This window comes from Hydrogenophaga taeniospiralis CCUG 15921 (genome assembly GCF_001592305.1).
In the GTDB taxonomy this organism is placed as follows: Bacteria; Pseudomonadota; Gammaproteobacteria; order Burkholderiales; family Burkholderiaceae_C; genus Hydrogenophaga; species Hydrogenophaga taeniospiralis.
This window is the reverse complement of record NZ_BCWR01000021.1, coordinates 1-17,510: the sequence shown is the minus strand read 5'-3', so window position 1 is coordinate 17,510 and position 17,510 is coordinate 1. Positions and strand designations below refer to the sequence as shown.

Annotated in this window: 17 protein-coding genes; all 17 read right to left on the bottom strand. The window is 65.4% G+C overall.

The window, feature by feature from the left end; genetic code table 11:
- Window positions 1-12: 12 nt before the first annotated feature.
- Window positions 13-804, bottom strand: a complete 792-nt coding sequence (locus tag HTA01S_RS22025) for an ABC transporter permease (RefSeq protein WP_068175311.1) — start codon at window positions 802-804, stop codon at window positions 13-15.
- A complete protein-coding gene (locus HTA01S_RS22020; RefSeq protein WP_068175310.1) occupies window positions 804-2,279 on the bottom strand; it encodes a mannose-1-phosphate guanylyltransferase/mannose-6-phosphate isomerase in 1,476 nt (491 codons plus the stop codon). The genes HTA01S_RS22025 and HTA01S_RS22020 overlap by 1 nt, the downstream gene beginning before the upstream one ends.
- A 5-nt stretch (window positions 2,280-2,284) precedes the next feature.
- A complete protein-coding gene (gene rfbC / locus HTA01S_RS22015) occupies window positions 2,285-2,830 on the bottom strand; it encodes a dTDP-4-dehydrorhamnose 3,5-epimerase (RefSeq protein ID WP_068175308.1) in 546 nt (181 codons plus the stop codon).
- A 4-nt stretch (window positions 2,831-2,834) separates the two neighbouring features.
- Complete coding sequence (gene rfbA / locus HTA01S_RS22010) at window positions 2,835-3,716, bottom strand: glucose-1-phosphate thymidylyltransferase RfbA (protein WP_068175306.1); 882 nt, start codon at window positions 3,714-3,716, stop codon at window positions 2,835-2,837.
- A gap of 5 nt (window positions 3,717-3,721) precedes the next feature.
- Window positions 3,722-4,609 (bottom strand): dTDP-4-dehydrorhamnose reductase, encoded by an 888-nt coding sequence (gene rfbD / locus HTA01S_RS22005; protein WP_068175303.1) that lies wholly within the window; start codon window positions 4,607-4,609, stop codon window positions 3,722-3,724.
- Window positions 4,606-5,670, bottom strand: coding sequence for a dTDP-glucose 4,6-dehydratase (gene rfbB / locus HTA01S_RS22000; protein ID WP_068175300.1), 1,065 nt, complete (start codon window positions 5,668-5,670; stop codon window positions 4,606-4,608). The genes rfbD and rfbB overlap by 4 nt, the downstream gene beginning before the upstream one ends.
- 95 nt (window positions 5,671-5,765) lie before the next feature.
- Window positions 5,766-6,599: a glycosyltransferase family 2 protein gene (locus tag HTA01S_RS21995; protein ID WP_084236465.1), complete on the bottom strand. Its 834-nt coding sequence runs from the start codon at window positions 6,597-6,599 to the stop codon at window positions 5,766-5,768.
- Window positions 6,596-7,552 carry a glycosyltransferase family 2 protein gene (locus HTA01S_RS21990; RefSeq protein WP_068175299.1) on the bottom strand — a complete coding sequence of 319 codons (957 nt, stop codon included), beginning with the start codon at window positions 7,550-7,552 and terminating at the stop codon, window positions 6,596-6,598. Before HTA01S_RS21990 ends, HTA01S_RS21995 begins: the two co-directional genes overlap by 4 nt.
- A gap of 7 nt (window positions 7,553-7,559) precedes the next feature.
- Window positions 7,560-8,507 (bottom strand): glycosyltransferase, encoded by a 948-nt coding sequence (locus HTA01S_RS21985; protein ID WP_068175297.1) that lies wholly within the window; start codon window positions 8,505-8,507, stop codon window positions 7,560-7,562.
- Between the two features lie 16 nt (window positions 8,508-8,523).
- Window positions 8,524-9,453 (bottom strand): lysylphosphatidylglycerol synthase domain-containing protein, encoded by a 930-nt coding sequence (locus HTA01S_RS21980; RefSeq protein ID WP_068175294.1) that lies wholly within the window; start codon window positions 9,451-9,453, stop codon window positions 8,524-8,526.
- A 76-nt stretch (window positions 9,454-9,529) separates the two neighbouring features.
- Window positions 9,530-10,597: a glycosyltransferase family 4 protein gene (locus HTA01S_RS21975; protein WP_068175292.1), complete on the bottom strand. Its 1,068-nt coding sequence runs from the start codon at window positions 10,595-10,597 to the stop codon at window positions 9,530-9,532.
- Window positions 10,598-10,608: 11 nt separating this feature from the next.
- Window positions 10,609-12,411, bottom strand: a complete 1,803-nt coding sequence (locus tag HTA01S_RS21970) for a GDSL-type esterase/lipase family protein (protein ID WP_084236463.1) — start codon at window positions 12,409-12,411, stop codon at window positions 10,609-10,611.
- A gap of 63 nt (window positions 12,412-12,474) precedes the next feature.
- Window positions 12,475-13,641, bottom strand: a complete 1,167-nt coding sequence (locus HTA01S_RS21965; RefSeq protein ID WP_068175288.1) for a nucleotide sugar dehydrogenase — start codon at window positions 13,639-13,641, stop codon at window positions 12,475-12,477.
- A 283-nt stretch (window positions 13,642-13,924) separates the two neighbouring features.
- Window positions 13,925-14,830, bottom strand: coding sequence for an AEC family transporter (locus HTA01S_RS21960; protein WP_068175287.1), 906 nt, complete (start codon window positions 14,828-14,830; stop codon window positions 13,925-13,927).
- On the bottom strand, window positions 14,827-15,270 hold the full coding sequence (locus tag HTA01S_RS21955; RefSeq protein ID WP_068175284.1) for a DUF1850 domain-containing protein: 444 nt from the start codon (window positions 15,268-15,270) through the stop codon (window positions 14,827-14,829). The genes HTA01S_RS21960 and HTA01S_RS21955 overlap by 4 nt, the downstream gene beginning before the upstream one ends.
- Window positions 15,271-15,284: 14 nt before the next feature.
- Window positions 15,285-17,318, bottom strand: a complete 2,034-nt coding sequence (locus tag HTA01S_RS21950) for a TRAP transporter permease (RefSeq protein WP_068175283.1) — start codon at window positions 17,316-17,318, stop codon at window positions 15,285-15,287.
- 48 nt (window positions 17,319-17,366) lie between these two features.
- Window positions 17,367-17,507: a TAXI family TRAP transporter solute-binding subunit gene (locus HTA01S_RS24925; protein WP_407656130.1), complete on the bottom strand. Its 141-nt coding sequence runs from the start codon at window positions 17,505-17,507 to the stop codon at window positions 17,367-17,369.
- Window positions 17,508-17,510 lie beyond the last annotated feature (3 nt).

The window sequence follows — 17,510 nt, the reverse complement described above, 5'->3', positions numbered from 1 at the left end:
CGTGCTGCTTGTTCAGAGTTCGTCGACCATTTCGCCCGAACGCTGACGGAACAGTCGCAGGCCAAAAGAGCAGAGCAGCACCGCCAGTACCGCCACGGGCCACAGGCTGGTCCAGTTGGGCCATTGGCCGTGCACGAGCACGGCCTGGCAGGCCACCATGACGCGGGCCATGGGGTTGAAGTTCATCAGATACTGCACCTGTTCGGGCAGGATGGCCACCGGGTAGACGATGGGCGTGAACCAGAACCAGAACGAGAGGAAGATGCCGAAGAACTGCCCCACGTCGCGAAAGAACACGTTCAACACACCGAGGGTGATGCCGATCCCGATGGCGAACGCCACCATCAGGAGCAGCAGGGGAACCAAGGCCAGAAAAGCCCAGCCCGGGAAGTTGCCTGACAGCACGAGAAAGACCGAGAACAGGCCGAACACAATGCCAAAGTTGAGCAGCGCATTGGCCACCACGGTCACGGGCAGGCACAGGCGGGGAAAGCTCAGCTTTTTAAGCAGATTGGCATGCTCCAGGAACATACCGGTGGCGCGCGAGGTGATCTCGGCAAACAGGCCCCAGATCAGGATACCGGTGCACAGGTAGATGCTGAAGGCGTAGTTGCCCTCGACCCCGGGCAGCCGCGCCTTCATGAGCTGGGAGAAGATGACCGTGTAGACAAAGATCATCGACAGTGGGTTGATGATGTTCCAGGCAGCGCCCAGCAGGGAGTTGCGGTATTTGGTCTGGAATTCGCGTCGCACGCTGCCGAGGATGAAACCCCGGTAGGCCCAGAGGGCTCTGATCATGTCCATCAGGACCGCCCGTAGGTGTCAGCCAGGCGAACGATGTCGTCTTCGCCGAGATAGTCACCACACTGGACTTCGATGAGCACCAGTTCGTCAGGGCCGGTGTTGGTCAGACGGTGTTTTTCTTTCAGCGGGATATAGTGGTATTGGCCAGGCAGCGTGGGGTGCTCGGTATCCCCGATCTGCACGATGCCGCGTCCGTGGACCAGCATCCAGTGTTCGGCGCGTTGGTGGTGGTATTGCAGGCTCAGGCTCTGGCCGGGTTTGACGGTGATGCGCTTGACCTTGTAGCCGTCTTCTTCCTTCAGGGTTGCGTAGGTACCCCAGGGGCGGTGCACCGCGGGCGGCAACAGCGTGCTCTGGTGGTGTGGGCTGTTGATGTGGCGCTCCTTGAGCGCGTCCACCACGCGTTTGACGTTTTGCGCTTCGCGCTTGGTGGTGACCAGAAGGGCGTCGGGGGTATCCACCACCACCAGATCCTGCACACCCACCGTGGCCACGACTTTGTGGCAATGGCTGTCAACGTGCACATGGGTCCCGGTGGTGTTGACGGCGACCCAGTCGGCACCGTCGGCGGCACCCAGGGTGTTGCCGCTGGCATCGGGCGTGTGGGCCTGCGCCACGGCGGGCCAGGCGCCGACATCGCTCCAGCCGAAGCGGGCCGGCACAAGGGTCACGTTGTCGGCGCGCTCCATCACGGCGTAATCGATGCTGATGTCGGGCTGCAGGCCGAAGCTGTGCGCGTGAAAGCGGGTGACGTGGGGCGGGTTGGGTTCGTCGGGCAATGACATCGCCTGGGAGGTCGATTGCGCCAGGGCCTTGCCAGCGGCCTGCAGCACGTCGGGCGCATGCTGGGCCAGCGCCGCCAGCATGGCGCCGGCGGTGAAGCAGAACATGCCGCTGTTCCAGTAAAAACGTCCGGTGGCCAGGTACTCCTGCGCCGTGGCCAGATCGGGCTTTTCGACGAACTTGAGCACGGGCTGCACGTCCCTTCCCAGCTTGGCCACTTCGATATAGCCGAAGCCGGTTTCCGGGCTGGTGGGCTGGATACCGAACACCACCAAGCGGCCTTTCTGGGCCTGGCGGACGGCTTCGAGCGCATTGGCCACAAAAGCTTCGGTGTCGGGTATCAGATGATCAGCCGGCAGCACCAGCATCACCGCATCGTCGCCATGGGCGGCCTGGCAATCCAAGGCCGCGAGCGCAATGGCAGGGGCGGTGTTGCGACCTTTGGGTTCCAGCAGGTAGCGCACCCGAGGCGGGTCGGCCATGTCCGACAGCAGCCCCTGGGTGAGGAACAGGTGGTCCTGGTTGGTGACGATGAGCAGATCGTCCGTACCGCAGGCCTGGCCGCGGGTGATGGCCTGCTCCAGCAAGGCGCTACCGCCGAGCTTCATGAAGGGCTTGGGGTAGGCCTGGCGTGAGGCCGGCCACAGACGTGTGCCGGCACCGCCTGACAAGACAACGGAGATCAGTTTCATGGGCGTCAGGCGAAGACCTCGGCTTGTTGGAAAGAGGCACCTGCCTGGTCCTTGGCTGAGAGCAGTGGCGCCATGGAGGTGTGCCAGTCGATCGCCAGATCGGGGTCGTTCCAGACAATGCAGCGCTCGTGGGCCGGCGCGTAGTAGTCGCTGGTCTTGTAGAGGAATTCGGCGGTCTCACTGAGCACCACAAAGCCGTGAGCAAACCCCTTGGGCACCCAAAGCTGGTGTTTGTTTTCAGCGCTCAGCAGGGCGCCCACCCATTGGCCGAACGTGGGAGAGCTGCGGCGGATGTCGACCGCCACGTCGAACACCTCGCCCTGCGCCACGCGCACCAGCTTGCCCTGGGCCTGCTGGATCTGGTAGTGCAGGCCGCGCAGCACACCCTGGCTGGATTTGGAGTGGTTGTCTTGCACGAAATCGACCTGGTAGCCCACGGCTTCTTCGAAGCGGGCCTGGTTGAAACTCTCGAAAAAGAAACCACGGTCGTCGCCAAATACCTTGGGCTCGAACAGGATGACTTCGGGGATGGCGAGGGGGGTGGCTTTCATGGGATCAGCGCAGCGCTTCTTTGATGATCTGTTGCAGGTATTGGCCATAGCCGTTTTTGGCCAGCGGCTTGATCAGGGCCTGCACCTGTTCGACGTTGATCCAGCCGCTGCGGAAGGCAATCTCTTCCGGGCAGGCCACTTTGAGGCCCTGGCGTTTTTCCAGCGTGGCGATGAACTGGCCGGCTTCAAGCAGGCTGTCGTGCGTGCCGGTGTCGAGCCAGGCGTAGCCCCGGCCCATGACTTCGACGTGCAGCTGGTTGGCTTCGAGGTACAGGCGGTTGAGGTCGGTGATCTCGAGCTCACCGCGTGGCGATGGCTTGAGGTCTTTGGCCAGCGCGGCCACCTGCTGATCGTAGAAATAGAGGCCAGTCACCGCGTAGTTGCTCTTGGGCTGGGCGGGTTTTTCTTCCAGGCTCAACACCCGCCCCGTCGGATCGAACTCGGCCACGCCGTAGCGGTGCGGGTCGTTGACGTGGTAGGCGAAGACGGTGGCGCCGTCAGCGCGTTCGGTGGCATTGTGCAGCAGGGCCGCAAAGTCGTGGCCGTAGAAGATGTTGTCGCCCAGCACCAGAGCAGAGGGATCGTTGCCGATGAAGTCCTCGCCAATGATGAAGGCCTGCGCCAGACCGTCAGGGCTGGGCTGCACGGCGTACTGCAGGTTCAGGCCCCACTGGCTGCCGTCGCCCAGCAGCTCGGTGAAACGCGGCGTGTCGTGCGGCGTGGAGATGATCAGGATGTCGCGGATACCTGCGAGCATCAGGGTGCTCAGCGGGTAGTAGATCATCGGCTTGTCGTACACGGGCATGAGCTGTTTGCTCACAGCCTGGGTCACGGGGTAGAGCCGGGTGCCGGAACCGCCGGCCAGGATGATGCCTTTTCTTTGCATGGTGCTCAGAGGATCTGTTGCAGGATGTGGTCCAGGCCTTGCTGCCAGGGGGGTAGGCGCAAACCGAACGTGGCCCGGAATTGTGAAGTATCGAGACGGGAATTCTGTGGACGGCGGGCGGCCGTCGGGTAAGCATCTGTTGCAATGGCCCGGATGTGCTCGGGCGTGAGCTTCAGCGGCAGGCCGGCTTGCAGGCCTTGGGCGACCACATGGCAGGCGTAGTTGTGCCAGCTGGTTTCGCCACTGGCCGTCAGGTGGTAGATGCCAAAGGGGAACTCGTGCACTCCGTCGGTTTGCAGGCGGCGTACCACGTGGGCGGTCAGATCGGCCAGCAGTGCGGCGGAGGTGGGGGCCCCCAGCTGATCGTTCACCACGTTCAGGTGCGTGCGTTCGGCGGCGAGCCGCAGCATGGTTTTGGCAAAGTTGTGACCGTGCGCGCCCACCACCCAGCTGGTGCGCAGGATCAGGTGGCGGCGCGTGGCGCTCGCCAGGTCTTTTTCACCGTCGAGCTTGCTTTGTCCGTAGACGCCAAGGGGACCGGTGGGGTCTTGCTCGGTGTAGGGTGTGGGCTTGTGGCCGTCAAAAACGTAGTCGGTGGAGAAGTGGATGACGCTGGCGCCCAGGCGTTCGGCTTCTTCGCCCATGATGCCCGGCGCCCGCGCGTTGACCGCCATGGCCTTGTCGACTTCGGTTTCGGCGCGATCCACGGCCGTGTAGGCCGCTGGGTTGACGATCAGCGACGGTCGAACGTCGCGGATGAGCGCGCGCAATGCATCGGCATCGGCCAGATCGCAGTCACCCGAGTCCACGGCATGCACGTTGCCCAGAGGGGCCAGAGCGCGCTGCAATTCAAACCCGACCTGCCCGTTCTTGCCGGTCAGGAGGATGTTCATGCAAGCGCTCCGTACTGCTGGCCGATCCAGTGGCGGTAGTCGCCGCTCTGTACGTGCGCCACCCAGTCCGGGTGCGCCAGGTACCACATCACTGTTTTGCGGATGCCGCTGTCAAAGGTTTCGGCGGGCTTCCAGCCCAGTTCGCGGTGGATCTTGCTGGCGTCGATGGCGTAGCGGCGGTCGTGCCCTGGCCGGTCTTTCACATAGCTGACCTGGCTACTATAGGGCTGGCCGTCGGCACGCGGCTGCAGTTCGTCGAGCAGGGTGCAGACCGTGCGCACGATCTCGATGTTCGGTTTTTCGTTCCAGCCGCCCACGTTGTAGGTCTCACCGAGGGTGCCGGCTTCGAGCACGCGGCGGATGGCGCTGCAGTGGTCCTTCACATACAGCCAGTCGCGCACCTGCATGCCGTCGCCATAGACCGGCAGGGGCTTGCCGGCCAGCGCGTTGACGATCATCAGCGGGATGAGTTTTTCCGGGAAATGGTAGGGCCCGTAGTTGTTCGAGCAGTTGGTGGTGAGCACCGGCAGGCCGTAGGTGTGGTGGTAGGCGCGCACCAGGTGGTCGCTGGCCGCCTTGCTGGCCGAATACGGGCTGTTGGGGGTGTAGGGTGTGGTTTCGGTGAAGGGTGCGTCGCCCGGGCCGAGCGTGCCGTAGACCTCGTCGGTCGACACGTGCAGGAAGCGAAAGGCGCTCTTGGCCTCGCCATCAAGCGAGCCCCAGTGGGCGCGCACCGCTTCGAGCAGGTGGAAAGTGCCGACCACGTTGGTCTGGATGAAGTCTTCCGGGCCGTGGATGGAGCGGTCGACATGGCTTTCGGCGGCGAAGTTGATCACCGCGCGGGGTCGGTGCTCGGCCAGCAGCCGGTCGAGCAATGCGCGGTCGCCGATGTCGCCTTGCACAAAAACGTGTCGGGGATCGTCGCGCAGGCTGGCCAGGTTTTCGGGGTTGCCCGCGTAGGTGAGCTTGTCCAGGTTCAGCACGGGTTCATCGTGCTGCTCCAGCCAGTCGAGCACGAAGTTCGAGCCGATGAAGCCGGCGGCACCGGTTACGAGAATCATCCAAGTCTCCTAGAGGGTCGTTTCAGCCTGAGGGTGAGCCGCTTGCCCGGCCCATGGGGGGCAGGGTGGGCAATCGGGGCAAGGGTGTCGGTGCATCATCGGCCTGGTGAGGAGCCACCGGTCTGGTCAGGGCGTTGCAGGCGGCCCAGGTGCTTGACAAAGTAGCGGGCCATGCTCGCGGCATGCCAGCGCATGTACCGGGGGTTGTGTCTGCTGGCGCGCTGGGCTTCGTGAATCACGGTGACCCCGGGATCGCACACCACTTTCCAGCCCGATTTCCACAGACGGGCGCAGATGTCGACATCCTCGTAATACAGGTGGAATTTAGCATCAAAGCCTCCCACATCCCGAAATGCCGCAGCGCGAAACAGCAGGAACATGCCCGCCACCCATTCCACGTCCTGTGGGTCGGAACGCTCCGTGGGCTGGAAGTGGTAGCGGCCGTCATCCTGGCCGAGAAGCTTGCGCCCCAGGTTCCAGGGGGTGGGGAAATGCCGCGCGTTGTCTTCGGGCCGCCCCGCGGGGCTGAGCACCAGCGGCGCAACCACGCCCACATTCGGGTCCCGCATGCAGGCCAGCAGGCCGGGGAAGGGGTCGCCGATCAGGCGGATGTCCGGGTTGGCGACGCAGTAGAACGTCTGTTCGCAGCCTTCAAAAGCCTGGTTGTGGTTGCCCGCGAAGCCCAGCGGCTGCGCGTTGGTGAGCTCGCGCGAAGGGAAGTGGTCCGGCAGGCGCAGGCCCGGTTCGGGCAGGTTGTGAGTGAACACCAGCTCCGTGACGCTGCTCAGGCCCTGGAGGTCGGCGAGGAAGCGGTTCGCCAGCGGCACCTGCTGATGGCTCACCACGGACAGGCGGATGCCCGCTGGAGTACCGTCGCCCTGCGGGCTGCGGTGCGAGCTGGTTTGGGAACGGTCCGGCGCTGCGCTCACAGCAGTCTCAACACACGGTAGATCGTGCGCTGCAGGGGGGGGAGGCGCAGCGACAGGCCGCTGGCCAGCCAAAGGCAGAACTTCTGGCGCACCGTCAGTTCGTCGCGGTAGCGTTCCAGGAAGGCGCGGGCCTGCCGAGCGTTGAGCTGGAAGATCTCGCCATGGCGGTCATCGAACAGGCGGTGAAAGTAGCTGCGGAACACCACCGGTTCGGTTTGCGCCTTGGCGCCGATGGCGTTGTGGGCGTGCTGGCGGTAGTCGATCAGGGCCTGATCCAGGTAGTCGCGGCTGCCCAGCGCGCTGGCCACCAGGGACAGCCACCAGTCGTGCATGATGGCCTGCTGCGGCACCGGCAGGCTCTTTTGCAGCAGCGCACGGTTCATCAGGCTGGTACAGCCGGTGAGGGTGTTGCTGAGCAATTGCGCGGCAAAGCCGCTGCGCTGGACCTGCAGGCCCTGGTAGCGCGCCATGGAGGGGGCGATCTCGCCGCCGTCCTCGTTGATCACGCGCAGGTCGCTGTGCACCAGCGCCGGCAGGCCGGGGTGCTGCGCTTCCAGTTCGCGGATGCGCGCCACGCCGGTGGCCAGCTTGTCGCCATGCCAGTGGTCGTCCTGGTCGGCCAGGGCCACATACACGGGCTGGCCTTGCAATGCGGCGGGGGGCTCGAACGCCAGGGCGGCCTGCATCAGCGCCGAGAAATTCGCACTGGCGCCCAGGTTGCCGTGTCGGTCGTCCAGCAACCGGACCTGCTCGGGATGCCGCGTCGCATAGTCGTGCAGGATGTCCCGCGAGTGGTCTGAAGAGGCGTCGTCGCGGCACAGCAGGAAGACCCGGACCCGCTCCTGGTGGAGGATGGAGTCGATCTGGTTGGCCAGGAAGCGTGCGCCGTTGTAGACCGGCAGCAGCACCAGCACCGTTGCGGGCGGGAGTGTCGGGGAAGAAGCGTCGGTCATGGGCAGTTCAGATCTGGTTGAGCAGGAGGCCGAGCCAGAGCGAGGCGCGCCCCGCGCGCGTCTGGCGCCACAGGCCACTGGAGCGGTAGGCGCGCAGGCGCGCCAGGGCGCCGGGGCATCGGCGCATGGCCTTGTAGTTGTCGAACTGGCGCAGCGCCTCGACGCTCAGATAGGGCGACAGGTCGTTCATCGCGGCCTCGGTCTGGTCGCCCCAGGCGCGGTACTGGCCCTGCAGCAGCAGGCGCACGCGCTGCAGCTTGTCCCAGGAGCGGCCCTGCGAGCCGATCAGGTTACCGGCGTGCTGGCGGTACAGCAGGCAGGGTTCGGGGTCGAAGCGCATCAGTCCGCCGCAGCCCGTGACCGCCTGGTAGGCCGACCAGTCGTGCCAGACCGAGTGCGCAGGCTGGATCAGGCGCAGCAAGCGCAACAGCTCGGTGTTGAAGACCATGGTGTTGCCGCTGCCCACGTTTTGCAGCAAGGCATTGCCAAAACCCAGGGGGCGTTCGGGCAGGGGGCTCAGCCCGATGGGCTGCAGCTGTTCGTTGACCAGCCGGGTGCGCGCCGCGTACAGTGCCGGCTGGCCGGGGGCGGGCCGGAGTTGCGCCAGGGCCTGCGCGGCCCGGCCGAGCTTTTGTGGCAGCCAGACGTCGTCCTGGTCGCTGAACGCGATGAGGTCGTGTTCGCTCAGCGGGTGGACCGTTTGCAGCAGATGGAAGAAGTTGGCGGTGGAGCGTTGCCGTGGGCCCTGCAGCAGCCGCACCGTGTGGCTGCTGTGCCGTGCGGCGAAAGCCTGGCAGATCGCCACCGTGTCGTCGCTCGATCCGTCGTCGCTGATGCTCAGGGTCCAGTTCGGGTGTTCCTGCGCCGCAATGGAGTCGAGCTGCGCGCCGATGTGGGCGGCACCCTGGTAGCTCGCCAGCAGGATGTGGATGCGAGGAAGGGGTAGGTCGTGCATGGCGTTCAGCGCGGCGTCACACGAACCGGCGGCTCATCAGACCCAGCCCGAAGGCCAGGCTGTCGCCCAGCATCGTGGCCAGACGCATGCTCACTCCCAGACCCACGGCAGCGCCCGCACCCACCACCGGCGTGAACAGCAGCACCATCATGGCCTCGCGCACGCCCACGCCGCCCGGTGCGCCCGGAACCACGTAGCCGATCAGCCAGGAAGCCGCGAACAGGATGGTCATGGTCGGGTAGTGGCCGGCATCGATGTGGAACAGCCACATGGCCTGCAGCTTGAGCACGCCACCGAGGATGAGGAAGCCCAGCAGCACCACGGCGCCCACGATGAGGGAGGTCTTGAAGGACGTGGTGGCGATCGGCTTTCCGCCACCCAGGCGCCGGCTCAGTTCGGGGAAAAACCGGTTGAAGAGACGAAGGGTGATGGCCGGTACCACCAGCAGGCCGGCGGTGAGCAGGCTCAGCCCGAGCGGGCCGAGCGAGTACGGCAGCATCGGCAGCAGCTCTCGCGAAAAAAGCAGCAGGGTGAGCGCGGCAAAACCCGCGCCGACCGCCAGGTTCCACATGGTTTCCACCATGATCGTGCTCAAGGTCACGGCCACGGGAATGCCCACGTTGCTGCCCAGCGCCGCACGCCCAGCGAAGTGGCCCACATTGCCCGGCAGGTACTTGCCGAACTGTGCGATCGCGATGATCTGCATGGCTTTGGGCAAGGCGGGCGCGACGCCCTGGTCGAGCAGCAGTGCGCGCCACATGTAGCCGTTGATGGCGATGGTGGTGGCCACGCCCAGCACCGAGGCGAGCGCGGCCAGCACGCCATAGGCGTCCCAGTGGAGCGGCGGGATGTCGGCGAGCCGGTTGTAGAGCTCACTCAGGAAGTAGTAGAACGCCAGAGCGACCAGGCCGTAGGCCATGGGCTTGAGCAGCTTGCGAGGCGTCATGGGGAGCGGTGCGGAAAAAAGAGTTGAATCGACCGGAAGTGGCGCCGCGAGGGATCGTGGGCGCGCCCTGCCGTGTCTAGGGCGCGGGTTGGCGACCCATCACACCGTCCAGCAGCGCCTTGAGCTCGGCGCCGAAGTTCTTGATGGTGCAGAACCGCTGGAAGATCGCGTGCCCGTTGCGCGCGATCTTCTCGCGCAGCGCATCGTCGTTCTTGAGCCGCAGGATCGCGTCGGCCAGGGCCTGAGGATTGGCCGGGTCCACCAGGTAGACGCTCTCTTCGTGCTTGAGCAGTTCCTGCACCGGCGCATTGCGCCGGGTGATGAGCGGTTTGCCCACGCCGATGGCCTCGATCACCTTGTTGGTCAGCACCAGGTCGGCCCGTGCGTTGTCGCCAAAGATGCCGAGGCAGACATCGGCGCGTGCCATGAAGCGCGTGAGTTCGGCGTAGGGCACCGGCGCGTGGAAGCTGACGTTTTTCAGGTCCAGTTCTTGCGCGAGCCGCATGTTTTCGTCGTAGGTGATGCCCTTGCCCACGATCTGGAACGAGACGTTCTGGTCTTCCAGCAGCTTGGCGGCTTTCAGGATGTGCCGGACGCCGTGGAACGGGATGTACTCACCATGGAAGTGGACCAGGAAGCGACCATCAGGCCCGCGTGCCGGGCCGGGGCGGATGACCGCATCGTCCACCGCCAGGAACAGGCGCCTGAACTTGCTGGTTTCGGTGTGGATGATGCGGCCGAAATGCCCGATCACGTGGTGGCTGTCCAGGATGGAGAGGCTGGCGGCCTTGTAGGACAGCCAGTCGCTCAGGCCGTAGATGCGTGCCTTCAACGAACCCGGCGCGGCCTTCTCACGGTCGAACACCATGGTGTCGTAGGTCGTGATGTACATGTCAAACACGATCGGCTTCCAGGTCAGCAAGCGGATCAGCGGGGTCAGCAACTGGCCGTAGAAGCCGACCAGCACCAGATCGCAACTGGGGGCTTTCAGCAGTGTCTGCAGCAGCAGGCGGGGGTAGTGCTTGAACGACTTGTCGGGCGGCAGGCAGGCCACGACCTCGTAGCCGTTTTGTCGCAGGGCGCTGAGAACGATGCGGGTGCGTGAATAGGCCTCTTCGCGTCCGGCGACGTACAGGATTTTCATGAATGGCGTGATCAGTACTGGATGTTGGCCAGCAGCAGCAGGCTCGAAGTGTTCTTGACGTCTTGCAGCTGGGTGCCGTAGGTGGCGCTGAAACGCACGTTCTTCGCCACATCCAGCGCGGCTTGCAGGCCCAGCTGGGTGCGGCTGATCTTGGCGGAGGGGAACAGCTCGCGCTGCACCACGCCCGGGCTACCCGCTTCCTGCATCGACACCATGACCGAGTCGCGGTGCAGGCTTTGCACGTGGTAGAGGCTGCCACCCAGGCGCAGCTGCTTGTTGCCGGCGAGGGAGATCGGGTCGGCCTGAATGTCCAGGCCCAGGCCCGAGAGCAGCTCGTTCATGCGCGAAGAGCTGAACAGCACGTCGGTGGTGTAGAGGGTCCGGGTCAGCGCGGGGTCCATGCTGTGCGACTGGCTGGTCAGCGACAGCCAGGGCGTCACGTTCATGGCACCACTGCGCAGCGGGTAACGCAGCTTGTTCTCCAGCGACCAGGTGTCACCCTTGCTGGTGTTTTCCAGCGTCAGGTTGACCATGCTGTCCTGGGCATAGCTGTTGAAATTCAGGGCCATGTGCGAGAGCTGGCTGCTCAGCAGGAAGCCCGACACCGGCTTGTGCCAGTACAGCGACACGGCGTCCGAGGTGAAGCGGCGGGAATTGCGCTGGGCCGCCGTTTCCAGCACTTTGGGCTGCTCGTGCTGGAACACGGCCACGCCCAGCCGGCTGTTGCTCGGGTTGTCCTCGGAGCCCAGGTTCATGTCCAGGGCCAGGCCCCTCGGGGATTGCTGCAGCTCCTGCTGCCGGGTCGAAGCGAAGGGCTGGAACACCTTGCCGTTGAGCGGCTTGAAGCTGAATGGCTTGTTCTGGTCCATGCCCAGCGCCACCAGACGGAAACCCGGTTGCAGCCGTTTCTGCCCGGCCATGCTCAGCACGAGCGTGCCCTGGTCGATGTCCTTGTTGAGCTGCTCAGCCGCGCCGGCGCCGGCGCTCACGCTGTTGGCCCAGTCCCAGCCCCGGCTCAGGTAGTGCTGGTACACCCGCGTGATGATCTCCTGGCCACGGTTGCCGAAGTGGGTGGCATCGTGGTAGAGCGCGTCGATGGACGAGCGCGAGCGGTCGGCGGTGGTGACGTTGGTGAAGCCGTACTTCTGCGGGTCCTGAAAGACGCGCTCGAACGCCGTGTACATGTCCACCGCAATGATGTTGGGATGGCTGTTGGCAATGCCGGCGAGCATGGTGTTCCAGGCGCGGACCTGGTGATCGACGCCGTCCGACACGCCAGGGCCCCGGCCCCAGGCGTGCAGCTGGGTGACGAACAGGCGGCGGTTCTCGTTGGCGGCACCCGCCTTGACCAGGCGGTCCACGCCAGCCTTGTAGCCGGTGGTGGAGCGGACCAGACCATCGGGGCTGCCTGTGCGCCCGATGTCGTTGTGCCCCAGGTAGACCACTGTCAGATCGCGGTCGACGATGGGATTGCCGCTGTTGAGCGCCTTGTTGATCTGCTGGTCGAAGGCCCGCAATTCGCCTGACTGCGCCCGCGCGCCACCGATGGCATAGATGCTCGACCGGGCCACCGTGCCGCGCGCCTGCAACTGCTGGCCCCAGTTGATGGTGCCGATGGAGCTGGTGAAATTCGGGTCCGAGTAGCTGTCACCGAACACCCGCATGGTGTTGACCTTGATGCTGGCCAGGCTGCTGCTGCCGTCGGTGCTGAAGGGGTTGGCCACACCGGGGGCGGACGAGCCCGAACTGGCGCAGCCAGCCAGAATCAGGCTGGCGCAGATCACGGTCAATGACAGGGTGGATGCAGGTTTCATGGCGTGGCCGGGAACGGGGTTGAAGCGGGGCGGAGGAAGTGGGAGAGGGCAGGGACCGAGGGGTCAGTCGCTGCCGAACAGGTCGCGCGTGTAGACCTTGTCCCGCACGTCGGCGAGGGATTCGGTCATGCGGTTGCTGATGATGACGTCCGCCTCGCGCTTGAATGTGTCGAGGTCGTTGACGATGGGCGAGCGGAAGAACTCGGGTTCGCTCAGCCCGGGCTCGTAAATGATGACGTGCACGCCTTTGGCCTTGAGGCGTTTCATGATGCCCTGGATGCTCGACGAGCGGAAATTGTCGGAGCCGGCCTTCATGATCAGGCGGTACACGCCCACCGTCTTGGGTTGCTTGCGCAGGATGCTTTCGGCGATGAAGTCCTTGCGCGTGGTGTTCGACTGCACGATCGCCTGGATCAGGTTCTGCGGCACTTCCCGGTAGTTGGCCAGCATCTGCTTGGTGTCCTTGGGCAGGCAGTAGCCGCCGTAGCCGAACGACGGGTTGTTGTAGTGGTTGCCGATGCGGGGGTCGAGCCCGACGCCTTCGATGATCTGGCGCGAGTCCAGGTTGTGCGTGGCCGCGTAGGTGTCGAGCTCGTTGAAATAGGCCACCCGCATCGCCAGGTAGGTGTTCGAGAAGAGCTTGACGGCTTCGGCTTCGGTGGAGTCCACGAACAGGACCTTGACGTCCTTCTTGCGCGCGCCTTGCTGGAGCAGGCCGGCAAACACCTCGGCCCGCGCCGAGCGCTCACCGACGATGATGCGGGAGGGGTAGAGGTTGTCGTGCAGCGCCTTGCCTTCGCGCAGGAACTCGGGCGAGAACATCAGGTTGCGGCAGCCCAGTTCGGCGCTGATGCGCGCCGTGTAGCCCACCGGCACCGTGGACTTGATCACCATCACGGCGTCCGGGTTGATGCCCATCACGTCGCGGATCACCGCCTCGACCGAACCGGTGTTGAAGTAGTTGGTCTCGGCGTCGTAGTCGGTGGGGGTCGCGATGATGACGAAGTTGGCGCCGGCGTAGGCCTCGTGCTTGTCCAGCGTGGCCCGCAGGTTCAGCGGCTGGTGCGCCAGGAAGTCCTCGATTTCGGCGTCGGCGATCGGGCTCTGCCGGTCGTTGATCATGCGGACCTTGTCCGCAAGGATGTCCAGCGCGACCACCTCGTGGTTCTGCGCGAGCAGAACCGCGTTTGAAAGTCCAACGTAACCGGTGCCTGCGACCGCGATCTTCATAAACGAGTCCCTGAATCACCGCAGCGCAACGGGCGGTGAGAAAAGTGTTGCATCGGCATGCGCAGCGCTGACGCTCCGTGCCATCGAGGCCACGTGTCGAACATGGGGAGGGCTGGATGCGCCAGGGCAGCCCGATGGTGCAAAAAAACACCCCGTGCTGCGATGACGACACGGGGCTGGGGCAGGCCGCTCCAGTGCTACAAACCGGCTAATTTTGCCACAACGCCCGCTCGCGCCCGGTCGGGTCAGTGGCGCGCCGCCAACGCTGGAGTGGGCTCGCACCTCAGTTCAGCAGGCCCAGCGCCAGGGGCAGGCTCACCATGCCCAGCAGCGTGGAGAGCGTGACCAGCCCGGCCACGTACGGGCCGTTGTAGCCCATGCGTGCGGCCAGCACGTAGCAGCTCGATGCGGTGGGCACGGCCGAAAACATGAGCAGGATGGTGGTTTGCGTGGCATCCAGCCGGAACAGCCGGGCCAGACCGAAGGCCATCAGCGGCATGCCCAGGTGTTTCACCGCCAGCACCAGGGCGCCCAGGGTCTTGGCCGACGCCAGGCTGCCGAACTGCATGCCGGCACCCGCGGCCATGAGGCCCAGCGCCAGCGAGGCCTGGCCGATGCGGTTGACGGTGGGTTCCAGCCAGACCGGCATGGAAAAGCCCAGCAGGTTGGCGATGAGGCCGCTGGCGGTGCCGATGATCAGCGGGTTGCGCAGCAGCTCGCGCACGAACCCCTTGTTGGCGTGGCGGGCCATGGGCCAGACCGCGCCCACGTTGAACAGGGGCACGCACACACCGATGAGCACCGCGATCATGAGCAGGCTGGGCGGCCCGGCCAGCTTTTCGGCCAGCGCCAGCGCGATGAAGGAGTTGAAGCGGAACCCGACCTGGGCGCTGGCCGCGTGCAGACGCACGTCGATCTTTTTCCCGAGCCAGGGCCAGTGCGGCAGCGAATACGCCAGCGCGATGCCGCCCACCCCCAGCGCCAGGCCCGCGCCCATGAGGCTGGACGCGGCCGACAGATCGAGCGGGCTTTTCACGATGGAGTGAAACAGCAGCACCGGGAACAGGAAGAAATAAACCAGGCTTTCCACCTGTTCCCACACCTTGCGGTTGAGTGCCGTGAAGCGGCAGACCAGGTAGCCGCAGAGGATGAGCGAGAAGTCGGGGAAGAGGAGTTGGGCGAAGTTCACCGGGGGAGCATAGCGGGAGGGTTGCGAAGGCCGGGTTCGCGGCAGGCCGTCAGCAGCGTGACGCCGCCGTCCGAGGCGATCCAGTGCGACAGCGGTTGGCACTGGCCGTTGTGGCACCAGCTGTAGTCGGGCGTGAATTCGGAGCGGGTCAGGCGCAGTTCGCGCGGCGCCCGAATCTGCGGCGTGTAGCTGTACCAGCCGTTCACCAGGCGCGCGTCGTCGGGCGGTTCCATGCCGGCGGCCGAACCGCGCACGCGCGCGGCCAGCGCCTGCAGCACCGGTGCGGCCCCGGGTGTGGCGCCCGGGGCCACGGCGTAGTCTTCTTCCCAGCGGACCTTCTCGATGGAGTGGGTCCAGGCCAGCGTGAAGCTCTGCACCGGCACGAACACCGGTGGCGCGCTCGATGCCGCCAGCGCCAGACACACCCCGAGCAACGCCATGGTGCGGGGCCGGGTCAGCGTGCCGTGGCCATGGCGCGCCGTTGGCGCGTGCGCCAGAGGTGCCAGGCAACGAACGCGGCCACCGCGCCCAGACCGATTTCGTCGGTCAGCGGCAGCGCCACGATGAGGAAACTGGCCGCCACGATGGCCAAGGCGCGCTCGACCCAGTTCAGCGGGCCCGCCAGGTAGCCGATGGCGCCCGCGCCCCACATGGCGATGGCCACCAGCGCCTTGAACACGATCCAGGTGGTGTCCATCCAGTCGCCGCTTTGCAGCATGAGCGCCGGGCTGTAGACCGCCATGAAGGGCACGATGAAGCCGGCGATGGCGACACGGATCGCCTGCACGCTGATCTTCAGGCCGCTTTCGCGCGCAATGGGTGCCGCCGCGAAGCAGGCCAGCGCCACCGGCGGCGTGAGGTCGGCCATGATGCCGAAATAGAACACGAACATGTGCGAGACGATCAGCGGCACGCCCAGCTCCAGCAGCACGGGCGCGGCCAGCGAGCTGGTGATGATGTAGTTGGGGATGGTGGGAATGCCCATGCCCAGCACCAGGCAGGTGACCATGGTCAGCAGCAGCGCCAGGAACAGGCTGTCGCGGCCGATGGCGATGATGTAGCCACCCAGCTCGGCGGCCACGCCGGTGAGGTTGATCACGCCGATGATCACACCCACCAGGGCGCAGGCGATCGCCACCGGCAGCGCGTGGCGCGCGCCGTCCACCAGCGCCTTCACCGCCAGCGCGCGCGCGTCGCCTCCGGTGCGCAGAACAAAGGTCATTGCCACCAGCAGGGCCGTGATCACAAAGAACACACCCACACCGAACTGGAAGAACCCGGCACAGGCAAAGCCCAGCAGCACCCAGGCCAGACCTCGCAGGGCGATGGGCTTGACGCCGCTGATCACCGCCGCGCCAAAGATCAGGATCGCCGTCAGGCCCAGGCCCACCGTGCCGGAGAACAGCGGCGTGTAGCCCGAGAAGAGCAGGGCCACCAGCCCCATCAGCGGCAGCAGCAGGTACCAGCGCTCGCGCACCGCCGCCCAGGGGTTGGGGCATTCGTCCTTGGGCAGGCCCATCAGGCCCTTGCGCCCCGCTTCCAGATGCACCATCCAGAACGCGGTGACGAAATACAGGATGGCCGGGATCAGCGCCGCCTTGACGATGTCGATGTAGGGCACGTTGATGGTTTCGGCCATGATGAAGGCCACCGCCCCCATCACCGGCGGCATGATCTGCCCGCCCATGCTGGCGGTGGCTTCCACGCCACCGGCAAAGGCCGGGCTGTAGCCGAAGCGCTTCATGAGGGGAATGGTGAACTGCCCGGTGGTGACCACGTTGGCCACGCCCGAACCGTTGATGGTGCCCATCAGGCCCGATGAGATCACCGACACCTTGGCCGGGCCGCCGCGTGTGTGGCCCACGGTGCCCATGGCGAAGTCGTTGAACAGGCCGATCATGCCGGCCTGTTCCAGGAAGGCGCCAAACAGAATGAACAGGAAGATGTAGGTGGACGACACGTAGGTGGGCGTGCCGTACAGGCCTTCGGTGCCGAAGCCCAGTGTGCTTACTACCTGGTCCATGCCGTAGCCGCGGTGGGCCAGCGCGCCCGGCAGGTGCTGGCCAAACAGGGCGTAGAGCAGGAACGTCAGACACACCAGTGGCAGGCCCCATCCCATGACGCGCCGCGCGGCCTCGAACACCAGCGTGATCAGCAGCACGCCCACCACCCAGTCGGCCTGGGTGAGCTCGCCGGCGCGCAGCGTCAGGTCGGCCTCGAAAACCCACTGGTACAGCCCGGTGGCGAAACCCGCCAGGCCCAGCAGCCAGCCCAGCGCCCGCCAGGCGCCCGAGCGCCCGTCCATGGGCGGGAACAGCGCGAAGATCATCAGCAGCACAAAGCCGACGTGGATGGAGCGGATCACCTGGCTGGAGAGCGGGTGAAACGAGGCCATCCAGAGCTGGTAGGCCGAGAAGGCAATCGCGACCCAGAAGATGGCGCCGCGCAGCGGGCTGGTCGGGGTCTCGCTGGAACTTTGGTTTGACATGGAATTCTCGATGGTCGAAAGGGATGAGCCTGGGGTCTGCCCTGGGCGTTACTTGATCAGACCGACTTCCTTGTAATAGCGCTCGGCGCCGGGGTGCAGCGGCACGGGCATGCCCTTGATGGCGTTCTCACGCTTGATGGCCTTGGCCGCGTTGTGGGCGGCGTAGAGCGTGTCGATGTTGTCGTACATGGA

Bases quoted from the DNA above. Each gene is read 5' to 3' on its own strand.
- HTA01S_RS21965 (WP_068175288.1), bottom strand. From the start codon at position 13,641: ATGAAGATCGCGGTCGCAGGCACCGGTTACGTTGGACTTTCAAACGCG.
- rfbD (WP_068175303.1), bottom strand. From the start codon at position 4,609: ATGAACATCCTCCTGACCGGCAAGAACGGGCAGGTCGGGTTTGAATTG.
- HTA01S_RS21970 (WP_084236463.1), bottom strand. From the start codon at position 12,411: ATGAAACCTGCATCCACCCTGTCATTGACCGTGATCTGCGCCAGCCTG.
- HTA01S_RS22020 (WP_068175310.1), bottom strand. From the start codon at position 2,279: ATGAAACTGATCTCCGTTGTCTTGTCAGGCGGTGCCGGCACACGTCTG.
- HTA01S_RS21985 (WP_068175297.1), bottom strand. From the start codon at position 8,507: ATGCACGACCTACCCCTTCCTCGCATCCACATCCTGCTGGCGAGCTAC.
- rfbC (WP_068175308.1), bottom strand. From the start codon at position 2,830: ATGAAAGCCACCCCCCTCGCCATCCCCGAAGTCATCCTGTTCGAGCCC.
- rfbB (WP_068175300.1), bottom strand. From the start codon at position 5,670: ATGATTCTCGTAACCGGTGCCGCCGGCTTCATCGGCTCGAACTTCGTG.
- HTA01S_RS21980 (WP_068175294.1), bottom strand. From the start codon at position 9,453: ATGACGCCTCGCAAGCTGCTCAAGCCCATGGCCTACGGCCTGGTCGCT.
- HTA01S_RS21955 (WP_068175284.1), bottom strand. From the start codon at position 15,270: ATGGCGTTGCTCGGGGTGTGTCTGGCGCTGGCGGCATCGAGCGCGCCA.
- HTA01S_RS21975 (WP_068175292.1), bottom strand. From the start codon at position 10,597: ATGAAAATCCTGTACGTCGCCGGACGCGAAGAGGCCTATTCACGCACC.
- HTA01S_RS21950 (WP_068175283.1), bottom strand. From the start codon at position 17,318: ATGTCAAACCAAAGTTCCAGCGAGACCCCGACCAGCCCGCTGCGCGGC.
- rfbA (WP_068175306.1), bottom strand. From the start codon at position 3,716: ATGCAAAGAAAAGGCATCATCCTGGCCGGCGGTTCCGGCACCCGGCTC.
- HTA01S_RS24925 (WP_407656130.1), bottom strand. From the start codon at position 17,507: ATGTACGACAACATCGACACGCTCTACGCCGCCCACAACGCGGCCAAG.
- HTA01S_RS21990 (WP_068175299.1), bottom strand. From the start codon at position 7,552: ATGACCGACGCTTCTTCCCCGACACTCCCGCCCGCAACGGTGCTGGTG.
- HTA01S_RS22025 (WP_068175311.1), bottom strand. From the start codon at position 804: ATGGACATGATCAGAGCCCTCTGGGCCTACCGGGGTTTCATCCTCGGC.